This window comes from Paenibacillus sp. GM2 (genome assembly GCF_900069005.2).
Taxonomy (GTDB): Bacteria; Bacillota; Bacilli; order Paenibacillales; family Paenibacillaceae; genus Fontibacillus.
On the sequence record NZ_LN831279.1, the window covers coordinates 1,608,772 to 1,628,298 of the forward strand.

General features: G+C 50.8%; 17 protein-coding genes and 1 riboswitch. Of the genes, 9 read left to right on the forward strand and 8 right to left on the reverse strand.

What is annotated here, in order from left to right:
* The first annotated feature begins 370 nt into the window (after positions 1-370).
* From BN1360_RS26325 to BN1360_RS17025, 3 genes are all read left to right on the forward strand, one after another.
* A complete protein-coding gene (locus BN1360_RS26325) occupies positions 371-1,093 on the forward strand; it encodes a collagen-like protein (RefSeq protein WP_324254275.1) in 723 nt (240 codons plus the stop codon).
* Positions 1,094-1,171: 78 nt separating this feature from the next.
* Positions 1,172-1,277: riboswitch (guanidine-I (ykkC/yxkD leader) on the forward strand.
* Between the two features lie 122 nt (positions 1,278-1,399).
* Positions 1,400-1,738: a DMT family transporter gene (locus BN1360_RS17020; protein ID WP_068781054.1), complete on the forward strand. Its 339-nt coding sequence runs from the start codon at positions 1,400-1,402 to the stop codon at positions 1,736-1,738.
* Between the two features lie 2 nt (positions 1,739-1,740).
* Positions 1,741-2,055 carry a DMT family transporter gene (locus tag BN1360_RS17025; protein ID WP_068781055.1) on the forward strand — a complete coding sequence of 105 codons (315 nt, stop codon included), beginning with the start codon at positions 1,741-1,743 and terminating at the stop codon, positions 2,053-2,055.
* A gap of 101 nt (positions 2,056-2,156) precedes the next feature.
* Here the strand turns inward: BN1360_RS17025 and BN1360_RS17030 are convergent, their stop codons facing one another.
* Genes BN1360_RS17030 through BN1360_RS17040 form a run of 3 tightly spaced genes read right to left on the reverse strand, consistent with a single transcriptional unit; the run spans position 2,157 to position 4,440 of the window.
* Positions 2,157-2,885 carry a hypothetical protein gene (locus tag BN1360_RS17030; protein ID WP_068781056.1) on the reverse strand — a complete coding sequence of 243 codons (729 nt, stop codon included), beginning with the start codon at positions 2,883-2,885 and terminating at the stop codon, positions 2,157-2,159.
* Entirely contained in the window at positions 2,882-3,589 is a 708-nt protein-coding gene (locus BN1360_RS17035) for a fluoroquinolone export ABC transporter permease subunit (protein WP_068781057.1), read from the reverse strand. The genes BN1360_RS17030 and BN1360_RS17035 overlap by 4 nt, the downstream gene beginning before the upstream one ends.
* Positions 3,586-4,440: an ABC transporter ATP-binding protein gene (locus BN1360_RS17040; RefSeq protein ID WP_068781058.1), complete on the reverse strand. Its 855-nt coding sequence runs from the start codon at positions 4,438-4,440 to the stop codon at positions 3,586-3,588. Before BN1360_RS17040 ends, BN1360_RS17035 begins: the two co-directional genes overlap by 4 nt.
* 208 nt (positions 4,441-4,648) lie before the next feature.
* Here BN1360_RS17040 and BN1360_RS17045 point away from each other — a divergent pair, with 208 nt between their 5' ends.
* Positions 4,649-5,236 carry a TetR/AcrR family transcriptional regulator gene (locus BN1360_RS17045; RefSeq protein WP_068781059.1) on the forward strand — a complete coding sequence of 196 codons (588 nt, stop codon included), beginning with the start codon at positions 4,649-4,651 and terminating at the stop codon, positions 5,234-5,236.
* An 83-nt stretch (positions 5,237-5,319) separates the two neighbouring features.
* Here BN1360_RS17045 and BN1360_RS17050 read toward each other — a convergent pair whose 3' ends face one another.
* Together BN1360_RS17050 and BN1360_RS17055 are read right to left on the reverse strand one after the other, a co-directional pair.
* Positions 5,320-5,511 (reverse strand): hypothetical protein, encoded by a 192-nt coding sequence (locus BN1360_RS17050; RefSeq protein WP_068781060.1) that lies wholly within the window; start codon positions 5,509-5,511, stop codon positions 5,320-5,322.
* Positions 5,504-6,661: a DUF4062 domain-containing protein gene (locus tag BN1360_RS17055; protein ID WP_179013608.1), complete on the reverse strand. Its 1,158-nt coding sequence runs from the start codon at positions 6,659-6,661 to the stop codon at positions 5,504-5,506. The genes BN1360_RS17050 and BN1360_RS17055 overlap by 8 nt, the downstream gene beginning before the upstream one ends.
* 493 nt (positions 6,662-7,154) lie before the next feature.
* Between BN1360_RS17055 and BN1360_RS17060 the strand changes: the two genes are divergently transcribed.
* Positions 7,155-7,751, forward strand: coding sequence for a nitroreductase family protein (locus BN1360_RS17060; protein WP_068781062.1), 597 nt, complete (start codon positions 7,155-7,157; stop codon positions 7,749-7,751).
* A gap of 131 nt (positions 7,752-7,882) precedes the next feature.
* On the opposite strand, the gene BN1360_RS17065 is transcribed toward BN1360_RS17060, so the two are convergent.
* From BN1360_RS17065 to BN1360_RS17075, 3 genes are all read right to left on the reverse strand, one after another.
* The gene (locus BN1360_RS17065) at positions 7,883-8,857 is read right to left on the reverse strand and encodes an electron transfer flavoprotein subunit alpha/FixB family protein (protein ID WP_068781063.1); all 975 of its coding nucleotides are present in this window, start codon (positions 8,855-8,857) and stop codon (positions 7,883-7,885) included.
* A 22-nt stretch (positions 8,858-8,879) separates the two neighbouring features.
* Positions 8,880-9,644, reverse strand: coding sequence for an electron transfer flavoprotein subunit beta/FixA family protein (locus tag BN1360_RS17070; RefSeq protein WP_068781064.1), 765 nt, complete (start codon positions 9,642-9,644; stop codon positions 8,880-8,882).
* Positions 9,645-9,711: 67 nt separating this feature from the next.
* Complete coding sequence (locus BN1360_RS17075) at positions 9,712-10,299, reverse strand: TetR/AcrR family transcriptional regulator (RefSeq protein WP_068781065.1); 588 nt, start codon at positions 10,297-10,299, stop codon at positions 9,712-9,714.
* Between the two features lie 505 nt (positions 10,300-10,804).
* Between BN1360_RS17075 and BN1360_RS17080 the strand changes: the two genes are divergently transcribed.
* The 4 genes from BN1360_RS17080 (at position 10,805) to BN1360_RS17095 (ending at position 19,525) form a co-directional block, all read left to right on the forward strand.
* A complete protein-coding gene (locus BN1360_RS17080; protein ID WP_069188367.1) occupies positions 10,805-13,075 on the forward strand; it encodes a (Fe-S)-binding protein in 2,271 nt (756 codons plus the stop codon).
* Between the two features lie 88 nt (positions 13,076-13,163).
* Positions 13,164-15,560 carry a 3-hydroxyacyl-CoA dehydrogenase/enoyl-CoA hydratase family protein gene (locus tag BN1360_RS17085; protein WP_068781067.1) on the forward strand — a complete coding sequence of 799 codons (2,397 nt, stop codon included), beginning with the start codon at positions 13,164-13,166 and terminating at the stop codon, positions 15,558-15,560.
* 18 nt (positions 15,561-15,578) lie between these two features.
* Entirely contained in the window at positions 15,579-16,760 is a 1,182-nt protein-coding gene (locus BN1360_RS17090) for an acetyl-CoA C-acyltransferase (protein ID WP_068781068.1), read from the forward strand.
* 980 nt (positions 16,761-17,740) lie between these two features.
* Complete coding sequence (locus tag BN1360_RS17095) at positions 17,741-19,525, forward strand: acyl-CoA dehydrogenase family protein (RefSeq protein ID WP_068781070.1); 1,785 nt, start codon at positions 17,741-17,743, stop codon at positions 19,523-19,525.
* The last annotated feature ends 2 nt before the right edge of the window (positions 19,526-19,527 follow it).

The window sequence follows — 19,527 nt, forward strand, 5'->3', positions numbered from 1 at the left end:
CTAATCCATAATTGATATAAATACTTTTGTCATTCGGTCAAGAATTTTTTCGGGATGCAACGTTATAATTTGTCCAGACAGAGTGTAAAGCCTGCAGCGTAAAAACCCGAAACAAGTTTTCTGCCCATTCTATAAGTCTTTATGGGTATTAATACAGTACCTATGCTGGAAACGGAATATCCTGTTTAAAAAAGGTGATGTAAAAATGACATTCTGCTCCAAATATCCTTCTAAAAGGCGTGTGCCAAAGCTAAAACGTCGACGTAATAATTCTTGCCATCACAATACAAAAGGAAGACGAAGACGTCCTGGAGCTACAGGAGCCATATGTCTGCCGGGCCCCGCCGGACCCACGGGCCCTGCCGGAGCTATGGGTCTGCCAGGTCCTACTGGAGCTGTAGGTCCTGCGGGGGCAAGGGGACCCACAGGAGCTATGGGTCTGCCAGGTCCTACTGGAGCTGTAGGTCCTACGGGAGCTATAGGGCCAGCAGGGGTTATGGGCCAGCCAGGCCCCGTTGGAGCTACAGGCGCTACTGGAGCTGCAGGTGCTATTGGAGCCACAGGCGCTACCGGCGCTACTGGGGCCACAGGTGCTACCGGGGCTGCAGGTGCTATCGGAGCCACCGGAGCCACAGGCTTACCAGGTCCTACGGGAGCCACTGGAGAGGTTGTGTTGGCCTATGGTTCCTTAAGGGGAAATAGCATAGAGACGCCCGGGGCTGCATTTGAACCTGTACCCTTTAGTATCGTCGGTCCGTTATCCATGAATATCACAGTTAGTCCATCGGGTAATGAATTAGTCGTCGGTGAAAGTGGAATTTATCAAATCACAATCTCTATTAATGCCGAAGCCACAGTTGATCCAGATCCGTCAGAACCTTATTTAAATGCCATTATTACTAACAATGGTGTGCCGATTTTTGGGGATACAACGACCTTTTTCAAGATACCAAATAGAAGCAGTTCCTCTTTTGTGATTCAAGCCCCTTTAGCAGCAGGAGATGAAATAGGTGTAAGTATTAGTACGGCTTTCCCTCAGTTAGGATATATGAATCGTTCATTAACGATAGTTCAATTAAGCAACTTAACATAAAGATACAGCAATTTTTGAAGGGTGGCATGGAATTAAGATAGATGTTAAAATAAGTGTGTATTGATAAGTTTAAGAGTACAATTTGTTCTCTAGGGTTCCGCAGCGGCTTGATGCTGGACTGGTCCGAGAGAGAACGCACAGGCACAAAAGTCTGTGGACACGGAGGGATAAAAGCCCGGGAGGATATCAGAAGGATATCTTCTCCGGGCTTTTTTTGGTTTTTTCGAGGTCTCGGAGAGGAGAGGTGATGTGAAGGGAACCTTAACTAGCGTATCCATCTGAACATCGTTAGAGAGGAGTGAGGAAATGAGCCGTAACTGGTCACTAGTATTCATTGCTGGATTGCTTGAGATTAGCTGGGTCATCGGACTGAAGCATGCAGGGACCGCACTGGAATGGATGGGAACTGCGTTTTCGATTGTGTTCAGTATGTATCTGTTGATTCTGTCGACAAAGAAGCTGCCGGTAGGAACGGCGTATGCGGTATTTACAGGCATCGGAACCGCGGGTACCGTACTGACGGAGATGTTAATCTTCAATGAACCGGTCAAGCTGGCAAAAATTTTATTGATTTTGCTGCTGTTAGCCGGCGTAGTGGGTCTGAAAATGATTACGAAAGAGCATGGAGTGAAGGAGGAGGGATAGTCATGGCTTGGATCTTGCTTGTGTTGGCCGGATTCGGAGAGGTGCTGGGCGTGGCCGGAATCAATAAGCTGAACCAGCGTAAGGACATCGTATCCTTCTCCCTTTTGTTCGGCGGTTTTATTTTTAGTTTTGTATTGCTATCTATTGCAATGGAGTCGATCTCCATGGGAACTGCTTACGCGATCTGGACTGGAATTGGCACGGTGGGCAGCGCGCTTGTTGGAATGATTCTCTACGGAGAATCCAGAGAATGGAGAAGGATACTGTTCATCGCTATGGTTCTGTCCGCAGCCGTTGGGTTGAAGCTGATCGCTTAAGCGGCTAAGCGATAGTCATTAGCGCTTTATCATTTAACGCCCCCAAATCGTCAGTTATTTTTTTGACATTGGGGGCGTATTTAGAAATCATGCGTATAAGGTTAATCCTGTCTCCGCAAAAATCTGCGCAGCATCACATACACGGCCAGCAGATGAACGCATAATCCAGTCAATATGAGCAGCAGCGCTCCCCACGGACCTTCTTCATAGCTGCGGCGCAGTATTTCGTAGATCCAAAAAGGGGGAAAGATGCCTAATCCATATTTTAAAGGGGGAGGTATGAACCATGCTGCCGCCGGAATGGCTACGATCAGACTCGCTCCTTTGGATAGGGCAAGACCCTCCACTTTATTAGCTGCAAAAGCAACCAGGAACAATGCGATAACAGGTGCTTCAAGCGCAGCCATCGGTACCAGGCATAATACCTGTGCTGTACTCACTGACTCGGGGGCCGCCACCAAGAGCAGGATCGCATCGTAAACAACGGACAGGATAACCGCCGTGGCGAGTCGGCATACCAGATAGCCGCTGCGGGATAGTGGCGTCACTGCAAAATATTGAATCAAATGGTCATCCCGCTCATCCAGCATCATATATCCGCACATACAGCCGAGAATCAGGCTAACCAGGAGAAGGGATACCGCGGTAATAAGACCGTAATATTCGGATAAGTTGAATTGGAAGTAAATCGCAAGCGCTTTGTCTGCCGCCGGCACTCCAAATTTTAGAGCGGACATAAGAAATAAGGGGGCAAGGAGATAGAAGAATAACATGGAATCCCGGCCAACGAGCTTCATATCGCTGCGGAGTAAACGCAGTGCAGGAATCATGATCCATCCCCTCCCAACCTCAGCATAATAAACTTCCGGAAAGAATACCGCGTCCAGAGGAAAGCAAGACCACCCCAGCCTGCAAGCAGCAGAACCGCATATAGGATTTGCAACCAGGGCATGGGCTCGAAGGCTGCACGGAGCAGGATGAACGAACCTTGAGTTGGCAATATATAATAAAAGGGCGTAGACCAGATAGGAAGATAGTCCATTATCGGCAGCATGAACACGAATGTCACCACAGTAGACAGAAAGAAGAAACCGTTTAATGAGCGGGAGCGAAAGGCCACGGCCATGCCCAGCAGCGTGAAAAATACAGACGTCAGGAACACACCGGTTATAAACAACAGAGGATTTGTCGTAAAGCCAAATTGACTGATATGAATCAAATAGCTGCTGATCATAGATAACAAAGTAAGCGACAGTGTTTTTGACACCATGTACTCCTCAGGCTTATAAGGCGTAACAAATAGCGTATGATGAATATCCTGGCCTTTTTCCAACAACACCAGGCCACCGATAAAGAAAAAGCCAAGCATGCTTGGATCGGTAAACGTTAGCAAAATATCGGCCATTTCACGAGAGGAAGCAGGCAAAAGGCGCAATAACCCAATGTAGAATAGGCTGATCACCAGGTAAGCATAATAAAATCCGTGTCTATGCTGCAATTTAATATCGTATGCGATGGCGCCCGCCATTCTCATTCCAGATTCCTCCCCGTTACCTTGATAAAAATCTCCTCCAGAGTGGCTTCCTCCGTATGAATCGTTTCAATTTCTTCCCGAAGCAGCAGTTCCGTGAATATCGGATTAGCCCCGATTCCGCTTAATGCGAAATGTTCTTGTGTTACTTGCTTCCCTTTCCTGTACTCCACCCGGACACGCCTTTTGCCATGCTGCACTTTTAATTCACGAGGGGTGTCAATAAGGGCGATTTGTCCGTCAACGATAAAAGCGATCCGATCGCAAATTTCTTCTGCCGTGCGCATATTGTGCGTTGTAATCAGAATCGTTTTCCCCTCGGCTTTCATTTGCAGAATGATTTCCATGACTATCCGGGCATTTACTGGGTCCAGTCCAGAGGTTGGCTCATCCAGAAATAAAATATCAGGTTGATTCAGCAGCGCACGACACAGGTTAAGCCTCATTTTCATTCCTTTGGAGAAGTTCTCTACCTTGGTATGGCCGTATTTCGCAAGTCCGACTCTTTCCAGCAGCTCCTCAGGTTTGTGCGTTGCTCCCTTATAGAGAGAACGAAACAGACGGAGATTCTCCAGCGCGGTAAATCGCCCATAAAAATTAGGAAACTCAAAGGCCACGCCAATTCTCTCGTAATAATCAGATTTAGCCTCGCAGACATTTCTCCCCAAAACGGTAACCTGCCCTTCATATTGCTTCAGGATGCCGATAAGGATTTTCTGAGCCGTGCTCTTGCCGGCACCTGAGGGACCCAGGAAACCAAATATTTCCCCCTGCGGAATGGAGAAGTTGAGCCCGTGCAGAACCCGTTCCTTGCTTCCGGGATACTTGTATGTCAAATCAGTTGCTTCAATCATAAATCCTCCAGCTCCTCTTCATAAAATAGTGTAGTAACATCCAGATCCGTTCACGCGCTGTTGCTTGGCTCCAATAATGAATTGTAATTCACTTTTAAAATACGCTGATCCATTTATAAAGTCAAGATCATTTCATCCCCTTTTAGAAGTGCGTTGACAACTCAGTTCGGACATGCCTATATTTAAAAGTGAATGGAGGTTCACGCTTATGCAGGTTTTAAAAGACGAGCTGCGGCAAGCTATGCTGAGAGTGGCACAAAATATGTTCCTGGATCCCGGTTATGAGAAGACATCCATGAAGGATATCGCGGCTAAAGTGGGGGTATCGGTGGGCAACTTGTATCGTTATTTTCCCAATAAAGAAGCCTTGCTGGAGTCCGTTACGATGCCGGCATACGAACGGTTGCTTGAGCTTATGGAAAATAGTGAGGAGATCTCGGCGGATCGTATGCCGATGATCCTGGATCAATTAGAGAGCTTGCTGGCGGAGTTCCTGCGCGAATATCGGCAGAGTTTGCTGATTTTATTGTACAAAAGCAAGGGAACACGGCAAGAAAATATAAGAAATGAATTTTTTGATCGCTTTGTTAGTCATGTTGAGATGCATTTTGCGGATCATAACCGGAAGATGTCAGCAGCGAAGCAGCTCAACTCGGATGCGGCGCGGCCGCTGGCGATTGCGTTTTTGGAAGGATATTTTGAGATCATTCGCCTTTATAGCGAGGAAGAGCAGATCGTCCAGGCTGCCCGGGCATACGTAACCATTTGGTTCTCAGGACTACAGATTTTGCTGTAGCGGACAAATAGAAAAAGCCTGAGCCGGTATAAAAACCGGCCACAGGCCTTGTTCATAAACGTCAATCAGGGAAGCGACTTAATTCATGCCCGTTTGGTTGCTTGGGCGAATCGATCCTTGATTTGTTTGCTGTTACGTTTCACAGCAATTCGCTGTTCCTCCAATATTTGCGACGAATCCTTCTTAGGAGGGGCAAATAATAATGCTTCCTTGGGCTGAATTCCAATCGCTTTGCTTACCCGTCCATTCTTGGATACGAATACACCGCTACCCACGCTGCATCCCTCCTAGACTTAGTTTTATGAATTCGATAATAACAGGATTTTTACTTATTATAGCATGGTTTACACTTTCTTTATAGCGGATAAACTTCCTATAATCCCAATCAGGTTCAGCCGGATAATGTAAAGTGATGACATAAGGCCCGGAACGGATGCAATAGTAGAACATATTCTTGGCGGCGGTGAAGAAGACCTGTTCACGCTGATCGCCCATCTGGTAAGTTAAAACGGCATAGGAGCTCTTGTTGTCCAGCTTATAGTACGGAGGGCCTTGCGCCTTGCCACATTTGGCGACCAGATGAAGTTGATCCTCCTGGCTCACATATAGGGTTATCGCGGAGCAATCTCCGTAGCTTCCGACACTCTCCGTCATATATTTCCCGTAGCCGTGTTCAATCATACCCCCGCAGGCGCGATCCTTAATCAGATTCAGAAATTTCTCCGCGTCACGAAAGCCGCTGATCTGCATTTGCGGCATTAAACCAGCGATCAGATCAAAAGCCTCATCCAATTGCTCCAGCCGGTTGCCGCTAAGCTGGATGGACTCCTCAAGCGGAAGCAGAAGGGAGCCCCTGCGCAGTAGATCGCTAAAATAGCTTCTCCAGTCGATGGGTACCCCCAATGATAAATCATCTACATACACGCTGCGCAAAATCATGTCGTAGAGGAAATACCATACATAAGGGTCGATATGCCCGGGAACTTGCTTATGTTTACGAAGTGCATCCATCATATGAAGCGGGGAAGGGAAGCGTTCCTCTTTGCTGATATATTGATCGATATATTGGTCAAGCAGCGGCTTGACGGTACTGAAGAAGATCCGCTTAACCTCGACATCCGCGAATACCAGGATGGTAACTTCCTGTTCCTGCGCTTTGATAAATTCCAGGTGAGTGATCGTTCTTTCCGCCGCCTTATCATAGGTGCCGGCCTTGCTGGCGATGAACAACAGATAGATATCGCATTGCTCAACCGCTTGCAGACAGAGTGTAACGGGATCAGCGCTAGCCAGCCACGGTCCGATATTCTCCTCCCACATCACCGGCTCATGGCCAAGGGTCTGAAGCTCATGAAACACGCTTTTGCGCAGCGGCTTCAGCCCATCCTCGTTCACAGAACTTATGAAGATTTTCGTTCTTGCCAAGGTATGTAACACTCCTATAATCGTTTTTTCCAGTATAACCCATGTAAACCCGGATAGGAATATATCATTGGTCATGCTTATAGAGGAAGGGAGCTAAAAAGTCCGCCTCTCCATTCCTGGCTATATCTCACTGAGGCACTATGTGCAATAAACCTAAAGAAGGGCTCCAACTGCGCAGCCTACTCAAAGCTTGCGTCCACAGGCGCTCATCATGGGATGAGTCAGTGAGGACATCCCGCGTCTGGCCCCAATCGTAGTCAGCGTTGGTGCTGAATACCCGTTTAGTCCTTGTTATGCGCTTACTTTTTGAATGTAGATAACTTTTTATGAAAAAGCACTTGCAATAGGCAGATCGCTTGTGTAATATATAAATATAAGTCGCTAATAAATAGTTAGTACAGAACTTTATTTTAGAGAATTGGCCTATAATTGTTGAATGGTTTGCAGTTTTAAGGCCAAAATAAGATGAAAATGGATAGGAGAATGAATAATAATGAGTCAATTTGTCGATTTGCTGAAGAACAGACGCAGTGTGTATGGAATTAACAAGGAAACGGTTATTTCTGATGAGAAGATTGAAGAAATCGTAAAAGAAGCGATCCTTCACACTCCTTCATCTTTCAATTCGCAATCTTCCCGCGTGTTGCTCGTGCTGAATGAGCAGCATGACAAGCTGTGGAATATTACCGAGGATACTCTGAAAAAGGTGGTTCCCGCTGAAAACTTCGGACCTACCGCTGAGAAGATGGCCGGATTCCGCGCTGGTTATGGTACAGTGCTGTTCTTCGAGGATCAAGCTGTAGTTGAAGGCTTGCAGCAACAATTCGAGCTTTACAAAGACAACTTCCCAGTATGGTCCAACCAATCCAGCGGCATGTTGCAATTGGTTGTCTGGACTGCGCTTGCCAATGAAGGCTTTGGTGCAACGCTTCAACATTACAACCCGCTGATTGATGATGCTGTGAAGGCGGAGTGGAATGTTCCAGCTTCCTGGAAGCTGATCGCCCAAATGCCATTTGGCAAACCAACGGCACAGCCGGGCGAGAAGCAATTCGCTCCAGTCGAAGACCGCATTAAAGTCGCAAAATAAGCTATTAATAGGATAAAGGCTGTCCCTGAGAAGATCGCATAGCGGTCTCGCGGGGGCAGCCTTCGTGTTTATTCAGGCAAACCTTAGTTCTATGAACGGTTGGCCCTTATTTGCGTACTGATCTGTTGCACTTAGTTGGTCACGAGCAGTTTCCTGAATTCTTCCGTCAGGATGGGGACGACCTCAAAGAGATCGCCAACGATTCCATAATCCGCGATTTTGAAGATCGGGGCCTCCGGGTCTTTGTTAATGGCGATAATGATGCGGGATTGACTCATTCCGGCCAAATGCTGAATCGCTCCGCTAATGCCACAGGCGATATAAATTTCAGGTGTGACCACTTTACCGGTCTGGCCGATCTGCAATGAATAGTCGCAGTAGCCGGCATCACAAGCGCCACGTGAAGCGCCGACAGCTCCCTGAAGTACATCGGCCAGTTCCTGGAGAGGCTGAAAGCCCGCTTTGCTCTTGACTCCACGGCCACCAGAGACGACGACTTTAGCTTCCGTGAGATCGATTCTCCCAGCCGATTTACTAACAACCTCTTGAATTGCGCTGCGAAGCAAAGTTGATGGAGTATAGGATAATTCGGTAATGGAAGAAGGCGTGTCAGCAGGCTGAGCAGGTGCAATATTGTTAGGGCGAATCGTGATGACTTGAGGTGAACTGTTGAACTGTCTGTTCTCGAATGCTTTTCCGGCGTAGAGGGGACGGGTATAAGTGATGGCCTCGCCGGTATCGGAGATCGCTGTAACATCGGAGATTTGCCCGGCGCTTAAATGAGCGGCAAGCTGTGGGGCGAGATCGCGCCCGATGGCGGTATGGCCGAAGAATACGGCATGGGGCTTGAGCGGTTCCAAGGCTTGGATTAACGCTGCAAAATAGGTCTCCGCCTGATAGGCGGCCAAATCAGGATGATCGATCATAATTACCTCTGCATAAAGTGCCAGCTGGTCAGCAGCTTCCTTGAGCTGATGTCCAAGCAGCAGGGCGATCCGTTGATCCTCTTCATGACTGGCCAGGGCGGCGGCTTGAACCGCCTCAAGACTGACCTGGCGCAGTCGCCCGTCCTTGGTCTCGGCTACGATGACATAGGTGTTCCCCATAGGAAATTCCTCCTTCATTTTATTAAATGACTTTGTCCTCGCTCCTAAGCAGGTGTACTAGCTCTACGGTCTGTTCCTGAATCGTTCCTTGCAGTATGCGGCCGCTCTTGCGTTCGGCGGGCAGGGAGAGGGCGGTGCGTATTGTTTTCGGGGATATGTCCGCAATCCCATTTAGCTGCTGCGGCTCCAGGGTGAGAAAAGGCTTCTTCTTGGCCTTCATAATCCCGGGCAGGGAAGGGTAACGCGGTTCATTAAGGCCTTGCTGGGCGGTGAAAAGGGCAGGCAGACGAATTTCAATCTTCTCGGTATCGCCTTCCGCATCGCGGGTAACGGTAGCTTGATCGGAAGTCATTTGCAGTTGGGTAATGGCGGAGGCATGGGGAATTTCAAGCAATCTGGCCAGTCGCACCGCGGTCTGGCCAGCGCCGTTGTCGACCGAGAAATAGCCGCCGAGAATGAGATCGAAGGCTTGATCGCGGAAGTAAGCGGCCAGAAGCGAGGAGATAGTGAATTCATCACTCCCGCTATCGTCATTCTGGATCAGAACAGCCTGATCCGCCCCCATGGCCAGAGCTGTCCTTAGTGCTTCGGCGACCCTGGCCGGGCCAACAGATACTACGGTAACTGCACCGCCATGCTGTTCCTTCTGACGCAACGCCTCTTCAACCGCATACTCATCATAGGGATTGAGAATAAACTTGACGCCAGCTTCGGCAATTTTGCCTTCTTGTATACTGATTTTTTCCTCGGTGTCAAAGGTTTGTTTCAGGATTACGAAGATGTTCATTCATCATACTCCTTTCAAATCTTTTTTTAGAGGTAGTTCAAAAAGTCCAAGTTTGACCGACTCAATCTCAGACCTGCTTTAAGCCTCGGATGAAAAAATCCACCGTGTTGGCTACCTGGGCCGTCAGGGAGTATTTCTGTCCCGAAATCAGCCATGAGGTGACGACCTCGTCCATAGCCCCGAAGATTAACTGACGTGTTAATCTCGTGTCCAGGCTCTTACGGAAGCTCCCGTCTGCAACGCCCTTTACCAGAATATGCTCGATTAATTGAATATAGGGCTTTACGGCCTGACCAATCGCTTTGCGCAGCTCCAGGGAGCTCTGGCGCAGCTCGATTTGTGTCACATAGGCCAGATGAATATTTTCCTCGAGTAGGGAGAAGTGGATATCGCATATTTTGTACAAGGCTTCCTCGGCGCTGTCTTGTTCAGAGATGTTATTTTTGAACGACTCCACAAGGCTGCCCAAGCGATTCTGGAACAGGGAAATGAGGATATCTTCCTTGTTTTTGAAATATAGATATATTGTACCGTCCGCAACTCCGGCTTCTTTGGCGATTCGGGCCACCTGCGATCCGTGAAATCCATTCTCGGCGATCACCTTCTCCGCGGCATCCAAAATCATTTCAAATTTTTCCTGTTTTCTACTTGTCATCCTGACACCTCAATGTTAAAATTTGAATCGAATGAATGAACACTCATTCATTTTTTATTCATCTTAGGTGAAAGCGCTTTTGTTGTCAAGATGAATCTTTGATTTAAGAGGTGTTCAAAAGGTCGGTTTTCGGCACCGGGGGGTTGAATGAAGCTAGGCATGAGGAGCGGAGCGTACGTTTTCGTAGAAAACGACTTCGTAAGGATTTGCTTGTAGAGAGTGCATGAGCATCTAAAATATTTTCTGAGGGAAAATGACCTCGTAAGCCTCTACTTTTGGGCCCGGCTAAATTCATGATCCGATGCCCAATAAGCTCTCCGTGCTGCTTTGTGTTAGATATAGAATTGTTTCGTTATTAGCGAAGCTGATGAAATTCTATATCGCAAGAGAACCTGCCTTAGCATCGCGATCGCGCATCCTTGAGTAACTTCGATCGGTTTTCTTATTAAAATCGGACTTTTTGAACAACTTTCAAAAGGAGGCGGGTGAAGTAAACGTGTGGCAAATGCTGCAATGGATTATGTTCCTGCTGGTAACGGGTTATGCCATTTATTTATTTTATAAAGCGGTATACCATCGTTATCTGTACTTGAGCCTAGGGCGTCCCGTAGAGTTTCGAGCCAGAAGCAGGCTCTCCTGGAACCACTGGAGCGAATTTCTGAGCCAGGTATTCGGACAACGGAAATTGCTAAAAGACTGGCGCAGCGGAATCATGCACATCGTGATTTTTTACGGATTCATTATTTTGCAGTTTGGTGCCATCGATTTGATTGTCAAAGGACTCACCCAAGGGGGGCATCTGCCGCTGCCTGGTTATCATCTATTCGGGCTTAGCCAGGAAGTGACGGTTCTGCTGATTCTGATCGCAATCGCTTATGCGGCCTATCGCAGATACGGTGAACGATTGCCGCGCTTGAAGAAAGGCTGGAAACCTAGCCTTGTTCTCATCCTGATCTCGTCCATTATGCTGACGGTTTTGCTCTCATTAAGCCTGGAGCGTATTTGGTTCCAATTAGACCCATCTCTCTATGCACCCATATCCTCACTCATATCTCTAGCACTCCAAGCTTTATCCACCTCTGCTGCTGAAGTGCTTTTCTACCTCTTCTGGTGGCTGCATCTTTTCATCTTGTTAATCTTTCTAGTGTATATTCCGCAATCGAAGCATTTTCATCTGATTACAGCACCGATTAATATTTGGCTGCGTCGTACGGAACCGCCGGGTCGCCTGACCCGCATCGATCTGGAGGACGAAGAAGCGGAGAGCTTTGGAGCCGGGGCGATCACGGACTTTACACGCAAGCAAATGCTCGACTTCTACGCTTGTGTAGAATGCGGGCGCTGCACGAATGTATGTCCAGCCTCTAATACGGGCAAACCGCTGTCGCCTATGCACCTGATCACGAAGCTGCGCGATCATCTGATCGATGTCGGTACCGAACAGACCGGAAAATCGCCATGGCAGCCATCCTATGCCTTTGCCTCTTCACAAACCGCTTCACATCAGTTAGGTGAGCTGAAAAATTCAGCTGTAGCCTGGATAGATTCAAGTCTGCCAACAGAGAGCGGTGAGGCCGGAGCCATGCTGCAGGAGGTGTCGGCGGGAAGTGAAGAAGCGGCAAATAAGTTAGCCGTTTTGCAACCTCTGCCACCGATTACGGACATTCGTCCAACACTGGATTGGCAGTCTACAGTCTGGGGGGTCCGGGATCGAAGCGATTCGGGGACTGCCGGTGTAACAGGCGCCGCTGAGCTGGAGCTGATCGGGGATGTGATGACAGAGGAGGAAATCTGGTCATGCACTACCTGCCGGAATTGTGAGGATCAATGTCCTGTCGGCAATGAGCATGTCGACAAGATTATTGACCTGCGTCGTCACCTTGTACTCATGCAGGGCAGTATTCCGCAAGAAGGTAGGCGGGCGCTGCAAAATATCGAGCGGCAGGGCAACCCTTGGGGGATCAGCCGAAATGAACGCTTGAATTGGACCGCTGAGCTGGAAGGGCTGTCTGTGCCGACGGTGCATGACAATCCGCAATTTGAATATTTGTACTTTGTTGGTTCGATGGGGTCTTATGATCTGCGCAGTTGTAAAATTTCCCGTTCTTTCGCCAGGCTTATGCTGGAGGCGGGCATCAACTTCGCCGTTCTCGGCAACGAAGAGAAAAATTCCGGCGATACGCCAAGGCGGATGGGCAATGAGTTCCTGTTCCAGCAGCTGTGTCAGGAGAACATCGCATTGTTCCAGCAGTATGGGGTACGTAAGATTGTGACGGCGGATCCACATGCTTTTAACACTTTTAAAAACGAATATCCCGAATTCGGACTTGAGGATGTTGAGGTCATTCACCACACCCAATTGCTGGAGCGGCTCATCAAAGAAGGAAAGCTGTCGCTTCGCCATGAGGTGCGGGAAAAAATGACGTACCACGATTCCTGTTATCTGGGACGGTATAACGGTATTTATGAAGCGCCAAGGGAAATTCTTCGCCGGATTCCCGGGATGGAGCTGGCGGAGATGAAGCGCTCGCGTGAGAATGCGATGTGCTGCGGAGCCGGCGGCGGTCTGATGTGGATGGAGGAAACGGGCGGCAAGCGAATTAATTTGGCTCGGACAGAGCAGGCCCTTGAGGTATCTCCAACGATGATCGGCAGCGGATGTCCGTATTGTCTTACGATGCTGGAGGACGGAGTCAAAATGAAGGAGCTTGATGTGAGGACAAAGGATATTGCCGAGATTGTGGAGCTGTCGGTATTTGGCGGGTCCTTGGCCTAACGGAACCTTAGGTTTACCCTGCGCTTGCGCATTTAAAAGATGTTAGACGGCATTTAAAGTGAATTTCATGGGTTGGAGGTAGGTGTAGATGAATAGATCGATTTCCAAAGCCGTAGTTATCGGTTCGGGCATTATGGGTTCCGGGATTGCGGCGCAGCTTGCCAATGCGGGAATTGCTTGTTCGCTGCTCGATATCGTGCCTGCGGAAATGACGGAAATGGAGCAGGCCAAGGGATATTCACTTAAGGATTCGGCGGTAAGGAACCGCTTCGCTACAGCAGCTATAGCCGGTCTGCTCAAAAGAAAGCCAGCGCCGCTATATGATGAAGCATTTGCGGCTCGCATCCGGCCCGGCAATCTGGAAGACCATTTGCATTGGATTCAGGATGCGGACTGGGTGATCGAGGTCGTGGTAGAAAATCTGGCGGTGAAGCGGGACCTTCTCGCCAAGATGGAGCCGCATTGGAAGCCTGGCGTTCTGGTCAGCACCAATACATCAGGGATATCGATTGAGGCGATGAGTGAGGACAGATCCTTAGAGTTCCGTAAGCATTTCATGGGAACGCATTTTTTTAACCCTCCGCGGTATATGAAGCTGCTGGAGATTATTCCCGGCCAGCACACAGAGCCTGCACATGTCGACCGGCTGCGCGAAGTTGCGGAGCGTGCTTTGGGCAAGACGGTGGTGATTGCCAAAGATACGCCTAATTTTATTGCCAACCGCATTGGCACGTACGGATTGCTGGTCACCCTGCGCGAGATGCTGCAGCGAGGATATACCGTTGAGGAGGTAGATGCTGTAACCGGTCCGGCCATGGGACGTCCGAAAAGCGCAACCTTTCGCACACTCGATTTGGTTGGCCTCGATACTTTCCTCCATGTTGCGGACAATGTGCGGGAGCATGTGCAGGATGAAAGCGAGATCGAGGTATTCACTGTGCCGGAGCCGCTTCAGCAGATGGTGAGGCAGGGCTGGCTTGGCGAGAAATCGGGTCAGGGCTTCTATCGCAAGCTCAAAGAGCAGGGCAAGAGCCAGATTCTGGCTTTGAACCTGGAGGGCTTCACGTACGAGCCGCAGGTAAAGCCGTCCTCAGGTTCACTGCAAGCCGCAAAGGCCGCGAAAGGAAGCAAAGCGAAGCTAAAGGCGCTGCTCAGCGGAGGGGATCGTTATTCCGATCTGGCCTGGAATGTGTTGAAGCCTGTGCTGCTCTATTCCGCAGCCAAGCTCGGTGAGATCGCGGACAATATCCGCGAGATCGACGAAGCGATGAAATGGGGCTTCAATTGGGAGATGGGGCCGTTCGAGACCTGGGATGCGATTGGCCTGGTTCCGTCTGTGAGAAGGATGGAAGCCGAGGGTCTGCAAATTCCGGGCTGGGTTAGCGAATGGATCGCAGCGGGCAACACCTCATTTTATAAAAGAGTAGAAGGCCAGCTGTTCCATGTGCTGAGCGGAAAATACAAAGCGGTAGAACAGCCGCCGCAGATCATCTCGCTGCGTGATTTGAAGGAGCAGAAGCAAGTGCTTCGAAGCAACACTGGCGCAAGCTTGCTTGATCTGGGCGATGGCGTGGCCTGTCTGGAGTTCCATTCCCCGAACAATGCGATCGGCGAGGATATTCTCAGCATGATTACGCAGAGCCAGGAAGAGGTCAGGAAGCGTGGTTATGCCGGATTGGTCATTGCCAATCAGGGGCGCAACTTTTGCGTCGGCGCTAATCTGATGCTTCTGCTGATGGAAGCGGAGGATGAGGAATGGGATGAGGTCGATGATATTATTGCGCTGTTCCAGAACACGATGTATCAATTGAAATATTTTGAGAGGCCCGTCGTTGCTGCGCCGCACCGAATGACGCTTGGCGGGGGAGTTGAGGTTTGCCTGCCCGCCGATCAGGTGATCGCCGCGGCGGAGACATACTATGGCCTGGTCGAGGTTGGCGTTGGCCTGATTCCCGCCGGTGGCGGCTGCAAGGAGCTGACGCTGCGGGCGAGTATGCAGGCTTTACCTGAGGTGGATCTGCAGCCGTATATCAATCGACTGTTCGAGACGATTGGCATGGCGAAGGTGTCAACCAGCGGACATGATGCGAAGCGTCTCGGTTATCTGAGAGCGAGCGACCGGGTGGTAGTCAACCCGGACTACGCGATTTATGAAGCGAAGCAGGCGGTGCTGCGCTTGGCCGGCTCCGGTTATGAGCCGATGCAGGAGAGTAAGCTGCGCGTTGTGGGCGCCGAAGGCAAAGCCGTACTGCAGCTTGGAGCCATCGGCATGAGGGAGAGCGGGTATATCAGCGATCATGATCTTCTGATCGCAAAGAAGCTGGCGCATGTGCTCTCTGGTGGAGATGTGCCCGCAGGTACCTGGGTCAGTGAGCGGTATATGCTCGACCTGGAGCGGGAAGCATTCCTGAGTCTGTGCGGTGAGGTAAAGACAAGGCAGCGCATGAAGCATATGCTGACGACAGGCAAACCGCTGCGGAATTAGCTGGGGAGGGAAAAGATCATGAGGGAAGCAGTCATTGTATCGTTGGCGCGGACAGCGGTCGGCAAGGCGAAAAAAGGCGGCCTCGTTCAAACCCGTGCCGATGAGTTGGGCAAAGCCGTACTGGAAGCGGCGGTAGAGCGGGCCCCTGGCCTGCAAAAAGAAGATGTCGAAGATGTTATCATCGGCTGTGCGATGCCGGAGGGGGAACAGGGACTGAATGTTGCCCGCATTATGGCGCTGTATGCCGGGTTCCCGGTGACGGTTCCGGCCCTGACCGTGAATCGCTTCTGCTCCTCGGGACTGCAGTCGATCGCTTTTGCTGCGGAACGGATCATGCTGGGGCACGCAGATGTAATTATTGCCGGGGGCGTTGAAAGTATGAGCCATGTGCCGATGACCGGCTTTAAGGTGTCGCCGAACCCGCGCATCGTGGAGCAATATCCGGAGGTGTATATCGGGATGGGGCATACGGCCGAGCGCGTAGCGGAGAAGTTCGGGATCAGCCGTGAGGATCAGGACGCCTTTGCCCTGCGTTCGCATCAGCGGGCTGCGGCGGCGATTGCCGCCGGAAAGTTCGCGGAGGAGATCATTCCGATCCGGACGGAGTTCAGGGATGTCGAGGACTCCGGAAAGTTGAGATCGAGGATCAAGATCTTTGATACGGATGAAGGTGTGCGCGCGGATACGACGCTGGGTGCGCTCTCCAAGCTGGCGCCGAGCTTCAAGGCCGGCGGTACGGTAACGGCTGGGAACGCATCGCAAATGAGTGACGGCGCTGCCGCGCTGGTCGTCATGAGCAGAGACAAGGCGGAGCAATTGCAGCTTGAGCCTCTGGCGACGTTCCGTTCCTTTGCGGTATGCGGCGTTGAACCGGAGCTGATGGGCGTCGGACCGGTTAAAGCGATCCCCAAGGCGCTGGCGATGGCCGGAATTACGGCCGAGGATGTGGCCTTGTATGAAATCAATGAAGCGTTTGCTTCGCAATGCTTGCATATTATTCGCGAGCTTGGGCTGGATGAGGAGCAAGTGAATGTGAACGGGGGCGCGATCGCGCTCGGCCATCCGCTCGGCTGCACAGGAGCGAAGCTAAGCGCTTCGCTGATCTCTGAGCTGCGCAGGCGCGGCGGCGGCTATGGCGTCGTCTCGATGTGCATCGGCGGCGGCATGGGGGCAGCCGGAGTATTTGAGGTGCATGGATAGAGTTGCCGGGGCTGCATAACGAGACAGGGCATCGCTAATTTGCTCAAAAACAGGTCTCCAAAATTCTAACGAAACGTGGTAACGCTATTCGGCCAAAAACAGGCCTCTAAAAATTCTAACGAAACGTGGTATCGCTATTTAGCGCAAATGGAGGCCTGAAGCTTGAATTTAGCTCAAATAACGATCTGTAGTTTCGTTAGATCTGAAAACGGGCTGTTTTGGCGGTAATAGCGATCTGTAGTTTCGTTAGAGAACCGGTCGCTGGAAAACTTGACCGAGGTAACGGGCTGGGGTAGGGGGAGTGTTGCGGAATGGCAAAGTTACCCAAGCAACGGCCCACAGACAACGAGCTTAGGCAACAGGTGGGGGCAATGGGATCAAGGCCGTGTACCCAGGCACGGGGCCCTGGAGCAAAGTTACCCAAGCAACGACCCACAGACAACGAGCTTAGGCAACAGGTGGAGGGTAAGGGTTCAGGCTGTGTACCCAGGCACGGGGCCCTGAGGCAAAGTTACTCAAACAACGACCCACAGACAACGAGCTTAGGCAACAGGTGGGAGAATGGGGTTCAGGCTGTGTACCCAGGCACGGGGTCCTGGAGCAAAGTTACCCAAGCAACGACCCACAGACAACGAGCTTAGGCAACAGGTGGGAGAATGGGGTTCAGGCTGTGTACCCAGGCACGGGGCCCTGAGGCAAAGTTACCCAAGCAACGGCCCACAGACAACGAGCTTAGGCAACAGGTGGAGGGTAACGTGTTCAGGCTGTGTACCCAGGCACGGGGCCCTGAGGCAAAGTTACTCAAGCAAAGGCCCACAGACGAAAAACTCAGACGACGAACTCGGCCCCCAGGCCTCACACATCCCAGCTCACACGTCCGGGATTCAGACGTCAGGATTCATGTATGAAGAGAAGTCAAGTATGAATAGGATTCAAGCAGGAAGAGGATGCAATGGATCAATTCAAAAGGAGAGGATCGGATGAATCAGCAAGCGATGAAGAAAGTACGCGGCGGAAGCTTTGTGATCGAAGACGAGGATTTTCGGAATATAGTGACGCCGGAGGATTTCACGGAAGAGCAGCGGATGATCGCCGACATGACGAAGCAATTTGTGCAAGGGGAAATTGCCCCCCATGACGAGCAACTGGAAAGTCTGGATTATGATCTGACGGTGAAATTACTTCGCGAAGCCGGCGAATTAGGCTTGTTAGGTGCGGATGTGCCGGAGGCATACGGCGGAATGGGACTGGATAAGGTCAGCACCACGCTGATCAATGAGAAGCTGACCAAAGCGTCCTCCTTCGCGCTGTCGTTCGGAGCGCATGTTGGGATCGGGACGCTGCCGATCGTCTACTTCGGAACGGAAGACCAGAAGCAGAAGTACTTGCCAGGTCTGGCCAGCGGGGAGAAGCTCGCCGCTTATTGCTTGACGGAGCCTTCGTCGGGCTCGGATGCGCTGGGCGCCAAGGCGACGGCGCAATTATCCGAGGATGGAAGCCATTATGTGCTTAATGGCACGAAGCAGTTTATTACGAATGCCGGATTTGCCGACATCTTCATGGTCTATGCCAAGGTAGACGGCACGCAGTTCAGCACCTTTATCGTGGAACGCACGATGGAAGGCGTCAGCATCGGGCCGGAGGAGAAAAAGATGGGCATCAAGGCATCGTCCACCTGTCCGCTGATCCTCGAGGACGTCAAGGTTCCGGCAGAGAACCTGCTCTGGGAAGTGGGCAAAGGGCATCTGATCGCTTTTAATATACTGAACATCGGCCGGTTCAAATTGGCTGCAGGCTGTGTTGGGGCAGCCAAGGACGCGCTTGAGCTTGCGGCTCATTATGCGAACGAGCGGACTCAATTCGGCCAGAAGATTTCCTCGTTCCCGCTGATTGGCCGAAAGCTCGCCGATATGAACATCCGCACATATGTGCTGGAGAGTATGGTTTACCGGACGGCGGGGCTGTTTGATACCGGGCTGGCGGAAGTTGATCTTGGTGCTGCCGATGTCGGCTACCGTTCCGCCAAAGCGATCGCTGAGTATCAGCTGGAATGCTCGATCAACAAGGTGTTTGGCTCGGAGACGCTGGATTTCGTGGCTGATGAAGGGGTACAGATTCATGGGGGTTACGGGTATACCAAGGAGTACCGGATTGAACGGATTTATCGCGACTCGCGGATTAATCGTATCTTTGAGGGAACGAACGAAATTAATCGGCTGCTGATCCCCGGCACTCTGATGAAGCGGGCGCTTAAGGGTGAATTGCCGCTGCTGCAAAAAGCGATGGAGCTGCAGGCCGAGATGATGGAGCGAGTCAGTCCTCCGGAGGGAGATGGCGTTCTCGAGCAAGAGGCTCATTTGCTGAAAATGGCCAAGAGGATCTTTTTGCTTGTCGGCGCAGGTGCGGTGCAGACCTATCAAACCAAGCTTGAGCAGGAGCAGGAGGTACTCAGCTGCCTTGCCGACATTATGATCTCGATATTTGCGATGGAGAGCGCATTGCTGCGGACGCAGAAACAGATCAGCTCTACCTCTGAAGAGAAATCAAGACTGGCGATTTTACTGACAACGGCTTATATCCAGGATGAATTCGGGCGTGTAGAGAACTGGGCCAGAGAAGTGCTGAGTGCGATCGCTTCCGGCGATATGCTGCGGACACAGCTCTCCGTCTTGAAGAAATGGTCCAAACGAACGCCGCTCAATCTGGTGGCATTAAAGCGGGAGATTGCGGCCCAGGTGATTCAGTCGGAAGGCTACATCTCATAATG

Bases quoted from the DNA above. Each gene is read 5' to 3' on its own strand.
- BN1360_RS17020 (WP_068781054.1), top strand. From the start codon at position 1,400: ATGAGCCGTAACTGGTCACTAGTATTCATTGCTGGATTGCTTGAGATT.
- BN1360_RS17075 (WP_068781065.1), bottom strand. From the start codon at position 10,299: ATGACAAGTAGAAAACAGGAAAAATTTGAAATGATTTTGGATGCCGCG.
- BN1360_RS17065 (WP_068781063.1), bottom strand. From the start codon at position 8,857: ATGGGGAACACCTATGTCATCGTAGCCGAGACCAAGGACGGGCGACTG.
- BN1360_RS17080 (WP_069188367.1), top strand. From the start codon at position 10,805: ATGCTGCAATGGATTATGTTCCTGCTGGTAACGGGTTATGCCATTTAT.
- BN1360_RS17025 (WP_068781055.1), top strand. From the start codon at position 1,741: ATGGCTTGGATCTTGCTTGTGTTGGCCGGATTCGGAGAGGTGCTGGGC.
- BN1360_RS17060 (WP_068781062.1), top strand. From the start codon at position 7,155: ATGAGTCAATTTGTCGATTTGCTGAAGAACAGACGCAGTGTGTATGGA.
- BN1360_RS17035 (WP_068781057.1), bottom strand. From the start codon at position 3,589: ATGAGAATGGCGGGCGCCATCGCATACGATATTAAATTGCAGCATAGA.
- BN1360_RS17095 (WP_068781070.1), top strand. From the start codon at position 17,741: ATGAATCAGCAAGCGATGAAGAAAGTACGCGGCGGAAGCTTTGTGATC.
- BN1360_RS26325 (WP_324254275.1), top strand. From the start codon at position 371: ATGGGTCTGCCAGGTCCTACTGGAGCTGTAGGTCCTGCGGGGGCAAGG.
- BN1360_RS17030 (WP_068781056.1), bottom strand. From the start codon at position 2,885: ATGATTCCTGCACTGCGTTTACTCCGCAGCGATATGAAGCTCGTTGGC.
- BN1360_RS17090 (WP_068781068.1), top strand. From the start codon at position 15,579: ATGAGGGAAGCAGTCATTGTATCGTTGGCGCGGACAGCGGTCGGCAAG.
- BN1360_RS17040 (WP_068781058.1), bottom strand. From the start codon at position 4,440: ATGATTGAAGCAACTGATTTGACATACAAGTATCCCGGAAGCAAGGAA.
- BN1360_RS17070 (WP_068781064.1), bottom strand. From the start codon at position 9,644: ATGAACATCTTCGTAATCCTGAAACAAACCTTTGACACCGAGGAAAAA.
- BN1360_RS17085 (WP_068781067.1), top strand. From the start codon at position 13,164: ATGAATAGATCGATTTCCAAAGCCGTAGTTATCGGTTCGGGCATTATG.
- BN1360_RS17045 (WP_068781059.1), top strand. From the start codon at position 4,649: ATGCAGGTTTTAAAAGACGAGCTGCGGCAAGCTATGCTGAGAGTGGCA.